Origin of the sequence: Streptomyces sp. NPDC053427 (genome assembly GCF_044544985.1) — a bacterium.
GTDB lineage: Bacteria > Actinomycetota > Actinomycetes > Streptomycetales > Streptomycetaceae > Streptomyces.
Genome location: NZ_JBITYA010000009.1, coordinates 272,304 through 288,337, shown reverse-complemented (window position 1 = coordinate 288,337; position 16,034 = coordinate 272,304). Strand labels below are relative to the sequence as shown.

Below are 16,034 nucleotides of genomic sequence, written 5' to 3'. Positions count from 1 at the left end.
ACATCCCATGTTTCGCGCTGTCAAGCGGCGAGGGTTAGCCTGAGCCCGCCGATGATCTCGGGAACGCTGCGGGAGAGAGCCGAACCACCCATGGACATGCGAACCCGGCGGGCGGCGCCCTGGCAGGGCCAGTGGCCGGTGATCGGCGCGGTGGCGGTGGGCGGCGGCATCGGTGCCGCGGCGCGTTACGGCGCCTCGCTGCTGTGGCCGACGGCCGCGGGCACCTTTCCCTGGACGATCCTGGCCGTCAATGTCGTCGGCTGCGCACTGATGGGCGTACTGATGGTGCTGATCACCGAGCTGTGGTCGCCGCACCGGCTGGTGCGCCCGTTCCTCGGCACCGGCATCCTCGGCGGCTTCACCACCTTCTCGACGTACGCGGTGGACATCGAGCGCCTGGTCAACGCCCGGCAAGCGGCGCTGGGACTGGTCTATCTGGCGGCCACCCTGCTCGCCGCGCTGGCGGCCGTGTGGGGTGGGGTGGCCCTGACCCGCAGGTCTCTCGGACTCCTTGCACTCCTCGGACGAAGGCGGCGGTCGGCATGACACGGCTGAGCGGTCCGGCGCTGCGGCTCACGGTGATCGTCGGCGAGCACCAGGTGCGGCACCACAGGCCCCTGTACGCGGAGATCGTGCACCGCGCCCACGCGGCCGGGCTGGCCGGCGCGAGCGTCTTCCGCGGCATCGAGGGCTTCGGCGCCTCGTCCCTCATCCACACCCAGCGGCTGCTCTCCCTGAGCGAGGACCTGCCGGTCGCGGTCGTCGTCGTGGATGCGCCGGAGCGGGTACGGGCCTTTCTGCCGCAGGTGACGGAACTCGTGGGGGCGGACGGCCTGGTGACCGTCGACCGGTGCGAGGTGCTCGCGCCCGGCGAGCCGGACGGTACGGACGACGGCGGTACGGACAGCGGCGCGGCGGCGGGCGGGCGCGGGTGAACTGGTTGCTGGTGGTGGCCGGTGCGGTGGTCGGGGCGCCGCTGCGGTTTCTCACCGACCGCCTCGTGCAGTCCCGGCACGACAGCGTCTTCCCCTGGGGGACGTTCACCGTCAATGTCGCCGGCTCGCTGATCCTCGGGCTGCTGACCGGCGCGGCCACGGTCGGCGCCGCCTCCTCGCACGTCCAGCTCCTCCTCGGCACCGGGCTGTGCGGCGCCCTGACGACCTACTCGACCTTCTCCTACGAGACGCTCCGGCTGGCGCTGGACGGCGCCCGTTTCTATGCCGCGGCCAACGCCGTGGCGAGTGTGGTGGCCGGGCTGGGCGCCGCGTTCGCGGGGGCGGCCTGCGCACGGGGGCTGTGGGGCTGACCGGTACCCGGTACTTCCCGCGGCCGTGCGGGTATCCTCCGCCTATCCGGCGTGATCGGCGGAACGGGGGAGGGCCCATGGCAGAGGTGTTCCTGCGGCGTCTGACCAGGTGGCAGGCGGAGACCCAGCGGGAATCGGTCGCCGATCTGTACGTCGCGGCGCATGGCGATCCGCCCGCCGCCGGCGCGGCCCCGGGCCGTCCCGACCGGGAGGAATTCCTGCGGCGGTTCACCGGGCACGACATCCAGCGCCCCGGCTTCGAGATGGTCATCGGCAGCGATCCGGCGCTGGCCGGCTGCTGCTACGGCTATCCCGCCGACCGGGAAGGCGACTGGTGCCGTGCGCTCTTCCCCGGACCGTCGGGCGGGGCACCGGGGGAGCTGCCGGGGGAGCTGCGCGAACCGGCCGCGGCCGGGCGGCTGTTCCTGATCGCGGGGCTGATGGTGCTGGCCGCGCACCGGCGCACCCGGGTCGCCACCCGGCTCCAGGAGACGCTGCTGATCCGGAGCAATGCGGACCTGGCGCTCGCCCTGGTCCCGGCGGACAACGCACCGGCGAGGGCCGCGTTCCGTTCCTGGGGCTGGCGGCCGCTGGACGGCCGGCCGCTCCCTGCCGACGGCGCGGGGCCCCAACGGGAGGCATGGACGCGCCCGTTGCGGTAACCGCCCTGACCGTGACCGCCGCAACCCTGACCGCCGCAACCGTCACGGCGCACCGCGGCTCGGCGGATCGCCGCGCGCCGCATCACCGGAGACGGCAAGAAGCGGTGGGGCCCGGGAAGTAGGCCCCACCGCTGTCGCGAACGCGTGGGAGGAAGGCGTTCCCCGCCAGCGCCGCCCTTGCCGCTGGCGCCGGCCGTGCCCCCGTTGCCGGCGCCGAGGAATCCGAGGGCCGGCCGCCAGGTACCGGCCCTCGGCAGCCACGCCGCAGTCGTGGCCTCAGCCGCTGTTGCAGCTGGTCAGTGGGTGGTTCAGTGGCGCTTCAGACCGTTGGCCCAGAGCTGGTCCACCTGAGCGCGCTCGTTCGCGTCGGGCTGGGTGTTCTGGCAGGACGTGCCGGGCCCGCCGCCGGACATCAGCTCGCTGCACGGGCCCTCGTAGTGGTCCGGCAGACCCAGCACATGGCCGGTCTCGTGCGCCGTGACGCGGGTGGAGTTGTACTCCTGGTTCTGCTGGTAGTCCAGGAAGACGAAGCCCTTGCCGTGGCCGTCGGTGCTGGCGTACGAGCCGCGCGGGTCGTTGCCCTCCTTGTACTGGAAGTCGCCGCCGCTGCCTTCCTGCAGCTTCACGTTCTGCACGGCGCCGTTCCATATGGACGCGCTCTCGGATATCTGGCTCTTGAACGTCGGGGCGGCGCTCGCGTCGTAGGTCACGGTGACCGACTTCAGGCCGGGGTGCGCCTTCATCTTCGCCATGGCCGACTTCATGACGGCGTCGAAGAACGCCTTGGTGTCGGCCTTCTCGGCGGCCGAGCCGGTGTACGCGGCGATGGAGGCCCGCGTGCTCTGGTGGGAGGAGGTGTGACCGGAGGGGGAAGCTGCCGATACCGGCGCCGCGGCTGCGAGCGCGGCGGCGAGGCCCAGGCCGAGCGCCGCCGACAGCGCCGTCTTGGGAGATCTCATGTGGGGGGCTCCTTAATTTCCGAGGGCCGCGGTCGCCGTGTGGGGCGGCGACCGGGGCCCTGCGGATTTCTTGGTGCCGTTGAGTCTGGACGGAGTTCACCCGTGGGGCGGAGATGCTAAGTGGCGATAGCGCCAGGCAATACCCCGGCGATACCCGCACCAATGCCGCCGGAAAAAGAGCGAGTTCGGACGGGTTTGAGAGTCTGGTGTGACCGATGCCGACGTTTTATGCTCCGCAGGTGGAGCTCGAGGTAAGGCATCTTCGCGCATTGTGCGCCATCGCCGACTCCGGCAGCGTACGCAAGGCGGCCCGGCAGTTGGGGATGACCCAGCCTTCCTTGACGACTCAGCTACGGCGCATCGAGAAGGCCCTCGGCGGCCAGCTGTTCTTCCGGGAAGCGACCGGCAGCCGCCCCACGCCGCTGGGGCACACGGTGCTGTGCCGGGCCCGCCCGATAGTGGCCGAAATGCGGGCGCTTGTCGACGAGATCGCCACCGCATCCGTACGCGAGCGGGGTGCGCGCCTGCACATCGGCAGCACCAACAGCCGCGCCGTCGCCGGCTGGCTGCGCCGCCTGCGCATCCGGCTCCCGGAGACGGACACGACCATCAGGACCGACGTCTCGGCCAATGCGCTGCTGCACATGGTCGCGTCGGGCCAGCTCGACGTGGCGTTCGTGCACGAGGTCGAGGGCGCGCCGCTACGGGTTCCCGACGGTCTGGTCGAGCATGAACTGATCGCCAGGGAACCGCAGTTCATCGCGCTGTCCGACGCCCATCCCGCGGCCGCCCGCGCCGTCGTCCGGGTGCGGGACCTCGCCGACGACCAGTGGATGGTCGACCCGACCGTCGACGGCGAGTGGGCGGGCCTGCGCCGCATCTGGACCGCCGCCGGGATCAACCCCCGCGTGGTGCACGGCGACTACCTCACCGCCGTCGACCTGGTCACGGCCGGCGAGGTGGTCACCCCCTGCCAGCCGACCGCCCGCTCCCGCCCCGGGATGGCCGTCCGCCCGCTGCACGGCGACCCGCTCGCCGTCCGCCTCTTCATGGCCTGCCGCCCCGACGGCACCCCGGCCGTCTCCGCCGACGCCCTCTTCGCCGACCTGACCTCGTCGTACATGGAGATCGCCTGGGCCACCGAGGCCTATCGCGACTGGCTCATACGGCACGACGGCCCGCTGCCGGTGCCGGTCGCCGCACCCTGACCGGCCGCGCCCGCTACGGCGGCCGGCCCTCGTCGTCCTGCTCCGCCGCCCGCTCCTCCAGCAGGGCCCGCTCCCGGGCATTGCGGGTCAAGGACGCCGCCCGCAGGAACTCCTGGCGCGCCTCCGCCGTCCGCCCCAGCCGCGCCAGGAGGTCGCCCCGTACGCTCGGCAGCAGGTGGTAGCCCGTCAGCGAGGGCTCCGCCACCAGCTCGTCCACCAGGGGCAGACCGTGCTCCGGCCCGAACGCCATCGCCACCGCCACCGCCCGGTTCAGCTCCACCACCGGCGACGGCGCGATATGCGCCAGAGCCCCGTAGAGCACCGCGATCCGCGGCCAGTCCGTCGCCTCCGGCGTCCGCGCCCGCGCATGGCAGGCGGCGATCGCGGCCTGCAGCGCGTACGGGCCGATGGTCCCGCCCAGCTCCTCGGCGCGCGCCAGGGCGGCCAGCCCGCGCCGGATCAGCAACCGGTCCCAGCGCGACCGGTTCTGCTCCAGCAGCAGCACCGGCTCACCGGCCGGCCCGGTCCGCGCCGCCGACCGCGAGGCCTGCAACTCCATGAGCGCCACCAGGCCGTGTGCCTCCGGCTCCTCCGGCAGCAGCCCGGCCACCATCCGCCCCAGCCGCAGCGCGTCCTCACACAGCGCCGGCCGCATCCAGTCGTCCCCGGCCGTCGCCGCATACCCCTCGTTGAAGACCAGGTAGACGACCTCCAGCACCGACGACACCCGCGCGGCCAGCTCCTCCCCGGCCGGCACCTCGAACGGCACCTCGGCCGCGGCGAGCGTCTTCTTCGCCCGAACGATCCTCTGGGCGACCGTCGCCTCCGACACCAGGAACGCCCGCGCGATCTCGTCCGTCCGCAGCCCGCCCAGCAGCCGCAGCGTCAGCGCCACCCGCGCCTGCGTGGACAGCACCGGATGGCAGGCGATGAACACCAGCCGCAGCAGATCGTCCTCGATCTCCGCGCTCTCCACGACCCGCGCGAAATCGGCCTCCGCCCAGCCCGGCTCGCTCTCCGCCGCGCGCCCCAGGGCCTCGACCTTGCGGGCCAGCCGCTCCTGCCGGCGCAGCAGATCGATCGCACGGTGCTTGGCGGTGGCCATCAGCCAGGCGCCCGGCTTCTCCGGAACACCGGTTTCCGGCCACCGTTCCAGCGCGGCGACGAGGGCGTCCTGCGCCAGCTCCTCGGCCGCCCCCACGTCTCGTACGATCCTCGTCAGCCCGGCGATCAGCCGCGCCGACTCGATCCGGAACACCGCCTCGATCGCGCGGTGCACCTCGCCACTTCCCGTCACGGACACCCATCAGAGCACCTGGCCCCCGCCCCGGCAATCCGCACCACGGGGCGGGGCCGCGGCCGGCTCAGCCGATGTCCTCCCCGGGCTCCTCCACCTGCCGGATCTCGGAGGTCAGCTCCCACTCGTCCCCGTGCACCCGCAGGAACCGCGTCGCCCACTCGACCGCCTCTTCCTTCGACGCGGCCTGGATGAGCGCGTACCCGCCGATGACCTCCTTGGCCTCGGTGAACGGCCCGTCGGTCGCGGCGATCTTCCCGCCCTTCAGGTGCAGCCGGGTGCCCTCCGAGGTCGGCCGCAGCCCGGCGGTGTCCAGCAGCACCCCCGCCTTGGTCATCTCGTCGAGCAGCTTGCCCATCTCCGCCATCAGCTCCGGGCTGGGGCCGCCGGCCGGTACCGCCCGCTCGTCGATGTTCAGCAGCATCATGAAACGCATCGCGCTCTCCTGTGTAGTGGTGTGAGCAGTGAGGTGAACCGCTCTCTTGCTTACGCGACGAACGCACGACGCCGGAATCGACACCCGGTCCGAAAACTTTTCCCGACCGCCCCGGATGGGCCTTCCGGGCCCAGGAGGACGAACGACGCGATGCCCCTGCCCCACGTCCACCGCATCACCAAGTACGACCCCCGCGACCGCGACGCACGCGGCCGCTACACCGGTCCCGAGGACACCGACAGCGATCACGGCCCCGTCGAAGCGGCGTATCTGAGCGCCGTCGCCGCCTTCGCCGAGGAGTCCGGCGTCCGCCGTCTGTCCGTACGCGAACCCGAGCACGCCGGCCGCCCCGTCCCGCCCGGCTTCCACGACGGAGCGGAGGTCTCCCTCCCCGCCGCCCTGGAACTGGTACGCGGCATGCTCCGCGGGTCCGGCGGCTGGTGCCGCCTGGAGCGGGAGGGGACCTTCTTCGTCCACGTGGGCTGGGACCAGTACCTCTATGCCGGCAGCCACCGTCCCTGCCCCCGGGCCCTCGCCCGCACCCGCGAACTCGGCCTCTTCCCCGAACCTCTTGCCGCGTCCCCGTACGCCTTCGGCCCCGCCGACGAGGCGTGCGGCCCGCAGCGCCCCGCCGACGACACCTTCTGGGACCGGCTGGCCTGGCTGCTCACCTCCGGCGGCGACCTCGTCCTGGAGGAGTACCCCGTAGCGAACGCCTGCCGCCGGCACCGGCTCACCCGCGCCACCCTCGACACGGTCCGCGCCGCCCTCGCCCCCCGCGCCCGGCTCACCGTCCTGCGCGACGAGCGGCCCCTCCTCACCGCGGTCCTCCCCGACAGCGACGGCGTCCTCAGGGCCCGTTGGCGGCCCGAACCGGCCCCCGAAGACGCCCGCTGGGCCGTGCTCAGCACGCTCCACCGCGGCCGGATCCGTCGGGGCACGGTGACCCGGATCGCCCCCTTCGGCGCGTTCGTGGACCTCGGCGGCCTCGAAGGGCTGATCCGCATCCCCGAGGTCTCCCGGCGGCATGTCGACCACCCCGGGGACGTGCTCGAGGTGGGGCAGGAGGTCACGGCGAAGATCATCGACGTCGACCGGGTACGGGAACTGGTGTCGCTGTCGCTGAAGGCCCTCGACGCCGACGCGGGACCCGTGGCGCCGGAGCTGCGCGGCGACTGGCTGACGTCCTGGGTGCGCGGCACGGCGGCCGAGCTGGGGGAGCGCATGACGGACTTCGAGGCGACGTACGGCTACCCGCCCGCGCCGAACGGGATACGGCCGGCCGCCCCTGACCGCGACCCGGCCGTCGCCCTGCGACTCGCCTCCCACCCGGCCGTGGCGCCGGACCTGGCCACGCTGTACGCCACCGTCCAGGAGGTGTCCCTGCCGGACATCGGCAACGGGTACTTCATCCACTCCGCCGAGCATGTGCTCAGGGACCTCACTGCCGAAGGCCCCGTCCGGCCCGGCCCGGACCCCGGCGACACCGCCGTCGTCTTCGGCAGCGACGGCGGCGGCATCCTCTTCGCCCTCGACGGCCGCGGCCGCGTGCACCGTTCCCGCACCGCCTCCCGCGACGGCGCCTTCGAGGAGTACTGCGCCGGCATCCAGGAATTCCTGACCCGGCTGCGTACCGCCGTCGCCGGCGGCCGGCCGGGCGAGGGGGCGTGAGGGCCGGGAGCCCGTGGGGGAAAACGACCGCACCCGGTCCGCGGGACTCCGTGCTCGGAGTACCGCGGACCGGGTGCGGACAGCGGCCGACCAACGGTATTTCCGCTGGTCAGGCAGCCTAGGTCAAGATCAGGCCTTCTTGGTCTCCCAGAAGATCCGGTCGATCTCGGCGATGAGCTCCAGGGCCTTCTCGCCGGTCTTGGGGTCGTTGGAACCCTTGGCGGCGCTGAGGGCCTTGAGGGTGTCGTTGACGAGCTGGTGCAGCTGCGGGTACTTCTCGAAGTGCGGGGGCTTGAAGTAGTCGCTCCACAGCACCGAGACGTGGTGCTTGGCCAGCTCGGCGCGCTGCTCCTTGATCAGGACGGCGCGGGTGCGGAAGTCCGCGTCCTCGTTGGCCTGGTACTTCTCCTGGACGGCCTTGACGGACTCGGCTTCGATACGGGCCTGGGCCGGGTCGTACACGCCGCAGGGAAGGTCGCAGTGGGCGCTGACCTTGACCTTGGGGGCGAACAGGCGGGAGAGCATGTGCAGTCCTTCCTCGTGATCGTCTTCTCGGGTGCGAGATTACTCGGTGCGGGAAGGCTTTTCTCGGGCGGCCCGGGGGTCTTAGGGCAAAAGTCCAGTGCCGGGCCGGGACTGATGGAGGATGGACCGGTGAGCGGGTCGGACCGGGGCTGGACCGGGAGGTACGGGATGCCGGAGCGGGTGCACGAGCGCGAGCCGGAGCGGGAGCAGGAGCCTCCCCCATGGCCGGAAGGGCACGGGGGCTACCCCCGAGGCGGCGCCGGTGAGCCGGGCGGCGGGCGCGGCGGGCCGCTGCGGGCGTGGGGGCTCGCCGAGGTCTACAACCCGTCGATGGTGCCGACGCTCCGGCCGGGCGACCAGTTGGTGGTGCAGTACGGCGCGGTGGTGCGCCCCGGTGACGTGGTGGTGGTGCGGCATCCGTTCCGGCAGGACCTGCTGATCGTCAAGCGGGCCGTGGAGCGGCGCGACGGCGGCTGGTGGGTGCGCGGCGACAATCCGTATGTCACCAACGACAGCCGGGAATTCGGGGCGGTTCCGGAGGAACTGGTCATTGCCCGCGCCCGGTTGCGGGTGCGGCCGCCGCGCGGGATTCAGCGCTCGCCGCGTGCGGCGCTCTCCTGGGCGCTCTCGGCGGTGCGGCCGCTGCGGGCGGACCGTTCGCTCTCCAGGCGCTTGCGGGCGCGGTAGGCGGCGACGTTGGCGCGGGTGGCGCAGCGGTCGGAGCAGTAGCGCCGGGAGCGGTTGGTCGAGGTGTCGAGGTAGGCGTTGCGGCACGGCCGGGCCTCGCAGATGCCCAGCCGGTCGACGCCGAGTTCGGTGAGGTGGAACGCCAGGCCCATGCAGGCGGTCGCGGTGTAGCTCGCGGTGGCGTTGGCGGCGTGGTCGGCGATGTGCATGTGCCAGTCGGGGCGGCCGTTGTCGTTGCGGTATTCATGGCCGGAGATCTGCGGGCTGACGGGGAACTCCATCATCAGGGCGTTGAGGAGGTCCACGGCCAGCACCTCGTCGCCGGTGTCGGCCGCTTCGAAGACGGCGCGCAGCCGGGCGCGGACCGTACGCAGCCGGGTGACGTCGCTGTCGGTGGCACGCCGGGCCGCCTGCTGGGCCGGGCCGAAGAGATCGCGCACCGCCTCGACCGTGGTGAGGGTGTCGCCACCGCGCTCGGGCTGCTCGGTATTGACCAGTCGCACGGCGAAGTCCGAGTAATAGGCCAGTTCCACTTGTAGTCCTTACGGCGTGGGAATAGAGTGCGGTCGCGCGCTGTTCGTAATGGGCGTTGCGGTTGTGTGGCTATTACCAGAGTAGTACGGGCTGGAGGGGTTGCGATGACCGAGACCATGGCCGGGGCCGACTGGCAGGCCTGGCAGAACAGTTGGGACCGACAGCAGGAGTGGTACCTCCCCGACCGTGAGGAACGGTTCCGGGTCATGCTCGACATGGTCGAGGCGCTGGCGGGTCCCGCCCCCCGGGTGCTGGACCTCGCCTGCGGTACGGGCAGTATCTCCGACCGGCTGCTGAAGCGGTTCCCGGAGGCCGAGAGTGTGGGGGTGGACCTGGATCCCGCGCTGCTGGCCATCGCGGAAGGGTACTTCGCCGACGAGCCCCGGGTCCGCTTCGTACGAGCCGATCTCAAGGACCCGCAGTGGACGGCGAAGCTGCCGGCCGGCTCGTACGACGCGGTGCTGACCGCCACCGCGCTGCACTGGCTGGGCACCGACGACCTGGAGAAGCTGTACGGGCAGCTGGGCGGCCTGCTGCGGGACGGCGGGGTCTTCATGAACGCCGATCACATGCCGGACCCGGCCACGCCGCGGATCAACGCCGCCGACCGGGACTTCCGGCATGCGCGGATGGACGCGGCGAAGGCGGCGGGGGCGGTCGACTGGGCCGAGTGGTGGCAGCTGGCCGCCGCCGACCCGCGGCTGGCCGGGCCGACCGCCGAGCGCTTCGCGATCTACGGCGAGCACGCGGACGGGGACACTCCCCCCGCGCAGTGGCACGCCGAGGCCCTGCGCGCCGCGGGCTTCGCGGAGGCGCGGGCCGTGTGGGCCTCGCCCTCGGACAGTCTCGTGCTCGCACTGAAGTAGTCCGGAGCGGTCCGGGCGGGAAAAGCCCGGCGGCGGCGCCCCCTTCCCGTGGGATCCGGTGGGATCTCGTGGGAGCGGGCGCCGCCGCACAACGACGGAATCCGTCGGGCCGTCGCGCTACAGCACCTTCGACAGGAACGACTTCGTCCGCTCGTGCTGCGGGTTGACCAGGACCTCGCGCGGGTGGCCGGATTCGACGACCACACCGTCGTCCATGAAGACCAGCGAGTCGCCGACCTCGCGGGCGAAGCCCATCTCATGGGTGACGACGATCATCGTCATACCGTCGGCCGCCAGGTCCTTCATGACGTCCAGGACGTCGCCGACCAGCTCCGGGTCGAGGGCCGAGGTCGGCTCGTCGAAGAGCATCAGCTTCGGCTCCATGGCCAGGGCGCGGGCGATCGCCACCCGCTGCTGCTGGCCGCCGGAGAGCTGCGAGGGGTAGTTGCCGGCCTTGTCGGCCAGGCCGACCCGGTCCAGCAGCTTGACCGCGCGCTCCCGGGCGTTGGCCTTGGTCTCGCCCTTGACCTGCATCGGCGCTTCCATGATGTTCTCCACCGCGGTCATGTGCGGGAAGAGGTTGAAGCGCTGGAAGACCATGCCGATGTCGCGGCGCCGGGCGGCCACCTCGCGGTCGCGCAGCTCGTAGAGCTTGCCGTTGTGCTCGCGGTAGCCGACCAGCTCGCCGTCGACGGACAGCCGGCCGGCGTTGACCTTCTCCAGGTGGTTGATGCACCGCAGGAACGTCGACTTGCCGGATCCGGACGGGCCGATCAGGCAGAAGACCTCGCGGGGCGCCACCTCCAGGTCGATGCCCTTGAGGATGTGGGCCGCACCGAAGGACTTGTGCACGCCCTCCGCCTTGACCATCGGCAGGCCGGAGGTGCCGGCGGTGTTCTCGGTGAGCTTGCTGGTCATGCGGCACCTCCGGGGCGCTTGAAACCGCCGGACAGCCTCGCCTTGGCGCGCTGGAGCGGGGTGAGCGGCAGCTGGCGGCTGGAGCCGCGGGCGTAGTAGCGCTCCAGGTAGTACTGGCCGATGCTCAGGACGGTCGTGGCGATCAGGTACCACGCGGCGGCGAGGATCAGCATCTCGACGACGACACCGGAGTCGCGTCCGACGTTCTGTGCGGCCTGCAGCAGATCGTAGTACTGGACGGCGATGACCAGGGAGGAGGTCTTGAGCATGTTGATGACCTCGTTGCCGGTCGGCGGCACGATCACCCGCATCGCCTGGGGCACGACGATCCGGCGCAGCGTCTTGCCGTGGCTCATGCCCAGCGCGTGCGCCGCCTCGGTCTGGCCCTCGTCGACGGCGTTCAGACCGGCCCGGCAGATCTCCGCCATGTACGCCGCCTCGTTCAGGCCCAGGCCCAGCAGCGCGCACAGGAACGGGGTCATGAAGTCCGACCACTCGTCCTTGTAGATCGGCATGATGTCGATGTACTTGAAGACCAGGCCGAGGTTGAACCACAGGAACAGCTGGACGTAGACCGGCGTGCCACGGAAGAACCAGATGTAGAACCACGAGACGGTGGCGGTCACCGGGTTCTTGGACTGGCGCATCACGGCCAGGATCACGCCGCCCACAATGCCGATGATCATCGACAGGACGGTGATCAGCAGGGTGTTGCGCAGACCCTTGAGGATGTCCGCGTTGAACATGTACTGGGGGATGGCATTCCAGTTCACGTCCCCGGTGGCGAAGGCGCGGCCGAGCGCGAAGAGCACCGCGATGACGACAAGGGCCGCGACCCAGCGCCCGTAGTGGCGGACCGGAATGGCCTTGATGGGCTCGGGCTGGGGCGGCGGGGCGTCCGCCGGCGGCTGGGCCGACTTGTCGACGTCAACTGACACGGGTGTTGCCTTTCAGCGTGTGGCGGGAGGTGCGGGCAGGGGGTGCAGCGGTGCGTGCGGCGGCTCAGGTGCCGCCGTTGAGCTGCACTTCCTTGACCGCGGCGTCCTTGACGTCCCACTTCTTGAGGACCTTGGCGTACGAGCCGTTCTTGATCGCGCGTTCCAGCGCGGCCTTGAGGGCGTCACGCAGCTTCGCGTGGCCCTTGGGGACCGCGATGCCGTACGGGGCGGCCTTGAGCGGGGCGCCGCCGACCATCTGGAAATCCTTGCCGTTCCCGGAGACGTTCACCGCGTACGCGGCGACCGGGTAGTCACTGGAGACGGCGTCCACACCGGCGGTGCGCAGCCGGGTCTGGGCCTCGGAGTCGTTGTCGAACGCCTCGATGGCGATGGGCTGCGAGCCGCCCTTCTGGCACGCCTTGGACTTCTCCTTGGCCAGGTCGTGCGAGACGGTGCCGCGCTGCACGGCGAGCTTCTTGCCGCACATCGAGTCCCAGCCGTCGATGCCGTTGGTCTTGCCCTTCTGCGTGTAGAGCGAGACGCCGACATTGAGGTAGTCGATGAAGTCGACACCCGCGCCGATCTTCTTGCCGGTGGTGCTGTCGACGCCCTCCTGGCGGTCCTTGGTGTCCGTCATCGCCGACATCGCGATGTCGTACCGCTCGGACTTCAGGCCGCCCATGAGGGTGTCGAAGGTGGCGTTGTTGAAGTTGAGCTTGATGCCCAGCTGCTTCTCCATCGCCCTCGCCAGATCCGGGTCGATGCCCGCGACCTGCCCGTTCGTACGGAACTCCACCGGCTTGTACGTCATGTCCGAGCCGACCTGGAGGAAGCCCTTGTCCTGCACATCCTTGGGCAGCGTCTTGAACAGCGGTGCGTGCACGTTCCGGCTCTTCTGCGCCTCCCGCCGGGCGACGGCCTCATTGGTCTGGTCGCCGCAGGCGCTGAGCGCCAGCACCGAGGCGACGACCGCGGCCACCGCGGCCACGGCCGTACGCGACCTGCCGTGAGCCGGGCGACGGGTGGGACTTGCGGTCATGCTGATCCTCCTGCGGAAGACATTGTCCGACGAACGGGGCCGGTGGGGCAGGGCTCGGGCACACACCTTCGAGCGTCGCGACCTCGGTTGCGTCGGAATCCTGCCATCCGGACTCCGGTATTCGGACTGTCGCTCAGGTCAAAATCGGATAACGGACGAGCAAGCCAGGTGTGTGTCCCAGGTGGCGCAAGGGTGAACCGGTTCGGGCGGTGCGTCCACCCCGCCCCCTCGGACCTGGTCCGTCTCGGAATTCGGACGCATACGGGTGGCACTTCGACGTCTTTATATATTTCGCGGCTAATGTCGGATCCCCGTACCGAAGGGTAATGAATCTGACTCGTCGGGGCCCGCGCCCGTCGGGTAAAAAGGTTCGTTACACCCCTCATCCGGGGCTCAGGGCGCGTGTGCGGCGCGCCCGGCGTCCGTACCTCCCCCCGCGCGGCGGCCATCCGCCTCGTAGGGACCGGACGCGGTGCCCGCCCACCCCTCAACCAGGGAGTGGTCACCCTCAACTGATTTACGAAGATATAAGGGGTTGGAACAAGTGGCAGCGGAGATCGTCAATCCTCGCAGCGACAGCACTACGGGCGCGGACGCGGGCTCGGCCGGGGCCCAGGGCAGCCCGGACGAAGCCTTCTTCGATCCGGCGTTCGCGCTGCACCGCGGCGGCAAGATGGCCGTCCAGGCAACCGTGCCGGTCCGCGACAAGGACGACCTGTCCCTCGCGTACACACCGGGCGTCGCCAAGGTGTGCAGCGCCATTGCCGAGCATCCCGAGCTCGTGCACGACTACACCTGGAAGTCCCAGGTCGTGGCCGTCGTCACGGACGGCACCGCGGTGCTGGGCCTGGGCGACATCGGCCCGGAGGCCTCCCTCCCCGTGATGGAGGGCAAGGCCATTCTCTTCAAGCAGTTCGGCGGCGTGGACGCGGTTCCGATCGCGCTCGCCACCACGGACACCGACGAGATCGTGGAGACCGTCGTCCGGCTGGCACCGTCCTTCGGCGGTATCAACCTGGAGGACATCTCCGCCCCGCGGTGCTTCGAGATCGAGCAGAAGCTCAAGGAACGCCTCGACATCCCGGTGTTCCACGACGACCAGCACGGCACCGCCGTCGTCACGCTGGCCGCGCTGCGCAACGCCGCCAAGCTCACCGACCGCTCGCTCGGCGAGCTGCGCGCGGTCATCTCGGGCGCCGGTGCGGCGGGTGTCGCCATCGCCAAGATCCTCATCGAGGCGGGCATCGGCGACGTGGCGGTCTGCGACCGCAAGGGCATCGTCTCCGCCGACCGCGCCGACCTCACCGAGGTCAAGCGCGAGGTGGCCGGCTTCACGAACAAGGGGAAGCTGACCGGTTCGCTGGAGGACGCCCTGGCGGGAGCGGACGTCTTCATCGGCGTCTCCGGCGGTACGGTCCCGGAGGAGGCGGTGGCGAAGATGGCGAAGAACTCGTTCGTCTTCGCGATGGCCAACCCCAACCCGGAGATCCACCCGGACGTCGCGCACAAGTACGCGGCCGTGGTGGCCACCGGGCGCAGCGACTACCCGAACCAGATCAACAACGTGCTGGCCTTCCCCGGCATCTTCGCGGGCGCCATGCAGGTGCGCGCCTCGCAGATCACCGAGGGCATGAAGCTCGCCGCCGCCGAGGCGCTGGCCGCCGTCGTCGCCGATGAACTCAGCGCCGACTGCGTCATCCCCTCGCCGTTCGACGAGCGCGTCGCGCCGGCCGTCACCGCGGCCGTCGCCGCCGCCGCGCGGGCGGAGGGCGTCGCCCGCCGCTGACTGCGCGGTGGTTCGTACCTCGACGGGCCGGGCCCGCACCTGTTCATGGGTGCGGGCCCGGCCCGTTGCACTCAGGGCGGCCCGGCGCGTCGGGTGACGGGGCGGGCGCGGTGCGTGTCACACCCCTACGCGGTACCGCGGCGCCCGCCCGCGGCCTACGTTGGGATCATGTTTGCTGCCTACGCCGCCCGCATCGACCGCGACCAGCCCCTCAACGGCCTCGAACTGGGCGACCGCCCGGCCCCCGAGGCCCGCCCCGGCTGGACCACCGTCAACGTCAAGGCCGCCTCCCTCAACCACCACGACCTGTGGTCGCTGCGCGGGGTCGGCATCACCGAGGACTCCCTGCCGATGATCCTCGGCTGCGACGCCGCCGGGATCGACGCGGACGGCAACGAGGTCGTCCTGCACTCCGTCATCGGCCAGAGCGGCCACGGAGTCGGCCCGGACGAGCCCCGCTCCATCCTCACCGAGCGCTACCAGGGCACCTTCGCCGAACAGGTCACCGTCCCGTCCTGGAACGTCCTGCCCAAGCCCAAGGGGATGTCCTTCGAGGACGCCGCCTGTCTGCCGACCGCGTGGCTGACCGCCTACCGGATGCTCTTCACCAACGCCGGTGTACGGCCCGGCGACAGCATCCTGGTCCAGGGCGCGGGCGGCGGCGTGGCGACCGCCGCCATCGTGCTCGGCGCCGCCGCCGGGCTGCGGGTCTTCGCCACCAGCCGCGACGAGGCCAAGCGCAAGCGCGCCGAAGAACTGGGCGCCGAGGCGGCGTTCGCCACCGGTGAGCGGCTGCCGCAGCGGGTCGACGCGGTCATCGAGACGGTCGGCGCGGCCACCTGGTCGCACTCCGTCAAGTCGCTGCGCCCCGGGGGCTCGCTTGTGATCTCCGGCGCCACCAGCGGTTTCACCCCGGAGCGCGGGGAGCTGAACCGGATCTTCTTCCTGGAGCTGAAGATCGTCGGCTCCACGATGGGTACCAAGGAAGAGCTCGCCTCGCTCCTCAGCTTCTGCGCGGCCAAGGGCATCCGCCCGGTCATCGACTCCACGCTGCCGCTGGACCGGGCGCGCGAGGGCTTCGAGAAGATGGCGCAGGGCGATCTCTTCGGCAAGGTCGTGCTGACGGTCTGACGGCGCCGACCGTGGTCCGTCGGCGGTCCGGTGACGGTCCGATGGCGGTGCGGGCTTCTGATGTGACGGGC

The 16,034-nt window shown here is 71.2% G+C and carries 18 protein-coding genes; 10 read left to right on the top strand and 8 right to left on the bottom strand.

The features are described 5' to 3' along the window. Positions 1-90: 90 nt before the first annotated feature. From ACIGWZ_RS25880 to ACIGWZ_RS25865, 4 genes are all read left to right on the top strand, one after another. The gene (locus tag ACIGWZ_RS25880) at positions 91-546 is read left to right on the top strand and encodes a fluoride efflux transporter FluC (protein WP_400068533.1); all 456 of its coding nucleotides are present in this window, start codon (positions 91-93) and stop codon (positions 544-546) included. Next, positions 543-935 carry a DUF190 domain-containing protein gene (locus tag ACIGWZ_RS25875; protein WP_400068532.1) on the top strand — a complete coding sequence of 131 codons (393 nt, stop codon included), beginning with the start codon at positions 543-545 and terminating at the stop codon, positions 933-935. The genes ACIGWZ_RS25880 and ACIGWZ_RS25875 overlap by 4 nt, the downstream gene beginning before the upstream one ends. Next, positions 932-1,306 (top strand): fluoride efflux transporter CrcB, encoded by a 375-nt coding sequence (gene crcB / locus ACIGWZ_RS25870; RefSeq protein WP_400068530.1) that lies wholly within the window; start codon positions 932-934, stop codon positions 1,304-1,306. The genes ACIGWZ_RS25875 and crcB overlap by 4 nt, the downstream gene beginning before the upstream one ends. A 77-nt stretch (positions 1,307-1,383) precedes the next feature. After that, positions 1,384-1,968: a hypothetical protein gene (locus ACIGWZ_RS25865; protein ID WP_400068529.1), complete on the top strand. Its 585-nt coding sequence runs from the start codon at positions 1,384-1,386 to the stop codon at positions 1,966-1,968. Between the two features lie 308 nt (positions 1,969-2,276). Here the strand turns inward: ACIGWZ_RS25865 and snpA are convergent, their stop codons facing one another. Continuing rightward, positions 2,277-2,927: a snapalysin gene (gene snpA, locus ACIGWZ_RS25860; protein WP_400068527.1), complete on the bottom strand. Its 651-nt coding sequence runs from the start codon at positions 2,925-2,927 to the stop codon at positions 2,277-2,279. 215 nt (positions 2,928-3,142) lie between these two features. On the opposite strand from snpA, the gene ACIGWZ_RS25855 reads away from it, so the two are divergent. Beyond that, positions 3,143-4,135: a LysR substrate-binding domain-containing protein gene (locus tag ACIGWZ_RS25855; protein WP_400068525.1), complete on the top strand. Its 993-nt coding sequence runs from the start codon at positions 3,143-3,145 to the stop codon at positions 4,133-4,135. 13 nt (positions 4,136-4,148) lie between these two features. On the opposite strand, the gene ACIGWZ_RS25850 is transcribed toward ACIGWZ_RS25855, so the two are convergent. Then, on the bottom strand, positions 4,149-5,432 hold the full coding sequence (locus ACIGWZ_RS25850; RefSeq protein WP_400068523.1) for an RNA polymerase sigma factor: 1,284 nt from the start codon (positions 5,430-5,432) through the stop codon (positions 4,149-4,151). Positions 5,433-5,499: 67 nt separating this feature from the next. Further along, positions 5,500-5,868 carry a YciI family protein gene (locus ACIGWZ_RS25845; RefSeq protein WP_400068521.1) on the bottom strand — a complete coding sequence of 123 codons (369 nt, stop codon included), beginning with the start codon at positions 5,866-5,868 and terminating at the stop codon, positions 5,500-5,502. Between the two features lie 150 nt (positions 5,869-6,018). Here ACIGWZ_RS25845 and ACIGWZ_RS25840 point away from each other — a divergent pair, with 150 nt between their 5' ends. After that, positions 6,019-7,539, top strand: a complete 1,521-nt coding sequence (locus ACIGWZ_RS25840; protein ID WP_400068519.1) for a S1 RNA-binding domain-containing protein — start codon at positions 6,019-6,021, stop codon at positions 7,537-7,539. A gap of 129 nt (positions 7,540-7,668) precedes the next feature. Here the strand turns inward: ACIGWZ_RS25840 and sodN are convergent, their stop codons facing one another. Beyond that, positions 7,669-8,064 (bottom strand): superoxide dismutase, Ni, encoded by a 396-nt coding sequence (sodN, locus tag ACIGWZ_RS25835; protein ID WP_129244482.1) that lies wholly within the window; start codon positions 8,062-8,064, stop codon positions 7,669-7,671. A gap of 168 nt (positions 8,065-8,232) precedes the next feature. On the opposite strand from sodN, the gene sodX reads away from it, so the two are divergent. Beyond that, positions 8,233-8,751, top strand: coding sequence for a nickel-type superoxide dismutase maturation protease (sodX, locus tag ACIGWZ_RS25830; protein WP_400068758.1), 519 nt, complete (start codon positions 8,233-8,235; stop codon positions 8,749-8,751). Here the strand turns inward: sodX and ACIGWZ_RS25825 are convergent. Further along, complete coding sequence (locus ACIGWZ_RS25825) at positions 8,655-9,284, bottom strand: CGNR zinc finger domain-containing protein (protein WP_400068516.1); 630 nt, start codon at positions 9,282-9,284, stop codon at positions 8,655-8,657. The genes sodX and ACIGWZ_RS25825 overlap by 97 nt on opposite strands. A gap of 105 nt (positions 9,285-9,389) precedes the next feature. Between ACIGWZ_RS25825 and ACIGWZ_RS25820 the strand changes: the two genes are divergently transcribed. Continuing rightward, positions 9,390-10,151 (top strand): class I SAM-dependent methyltransferase, encoded by a 762-nt coding sequence (locus ACIGWZ_RS25820; RefSeq protein ID WP_400068514.1) that lies wholly within the window; start codon positions 9,390-9,392, stop codon positions 10,149-10,151. Between the two features lie 117 nt (positions 10,152-10,268). Here the strand turns inward: ACIGWZ_RS25820 and ACIGWZ_RS25815 are convergent, their stop codons facing one another. The 3 genes from ACIGWZ_RS25815 to ACIGWZ_RS25805 form a co-directional block, all read right to left on the bottom strand. Further along, positions 10,269-11,021, bottom strand: coding sequence for an amino acid ABC transporter ATP-binding protein (locus tag ACIGWZ_RS25815; protein WP_400068756.1), 753 nt, complete (start codon positions 11,019-11,021; stop codon positions 10,269-10,271). Positions 11,022-11,065: 44 nt separating this feature from the next. Further along, a complete protein-coding gene (locus ACIGWZ_RS25810) occupies positions 11,066-12,007 on the bottom strand; it encodes an amino acid ABC transporter permease (RefSeq protein ID WP_400068512.1) in 942 nt (313 codons plus the stop codon). A gap of 64 nt (positions 12,008-12,071) precedes the next feature. After that, on the bottom strand, positions 12,072-13,046 hold the full coding sequence (locus ACIGWZ_RS25805) for an ABC transporter substrate-binding protein (protein ID WP_400068510.1): 975 nt from the start codon (positions 13,044-13,046) through the stop codon (positions 12,072-12,074). Positions 13,047-13,590: 544 nt separating this feature from the next. On the opposite strand from ACIGWZ_RS25805, the gene ACIGWZ_RS25800 reads away from it, so the two are divergent. Continuing rightward, positions 13,591-14,832, top strand: coding sequence for an NADP-dependent malic enzyme (locus tag ACIGWZ_RS25800; RefSeq protein WP_400068508.1), 1,242 nt, complete (start codon positions 13,591-13,593; stop codon positions 14,830-14,832). A gap of 168 nt (positions 14,833-15,000) precedes the next feature. Further along, a complete protein-coding gene (locus ACIGWZ_RS25795; RefSeq protein WP_400068506.1) occupies positions 15,001-15,963 on the top strand; it encodes a zinc-binding dehydrogenase in 963 nt (320 codons plus the stop codon). Positions 15,964-16,034: the final 71 nt, after the last annotated feature.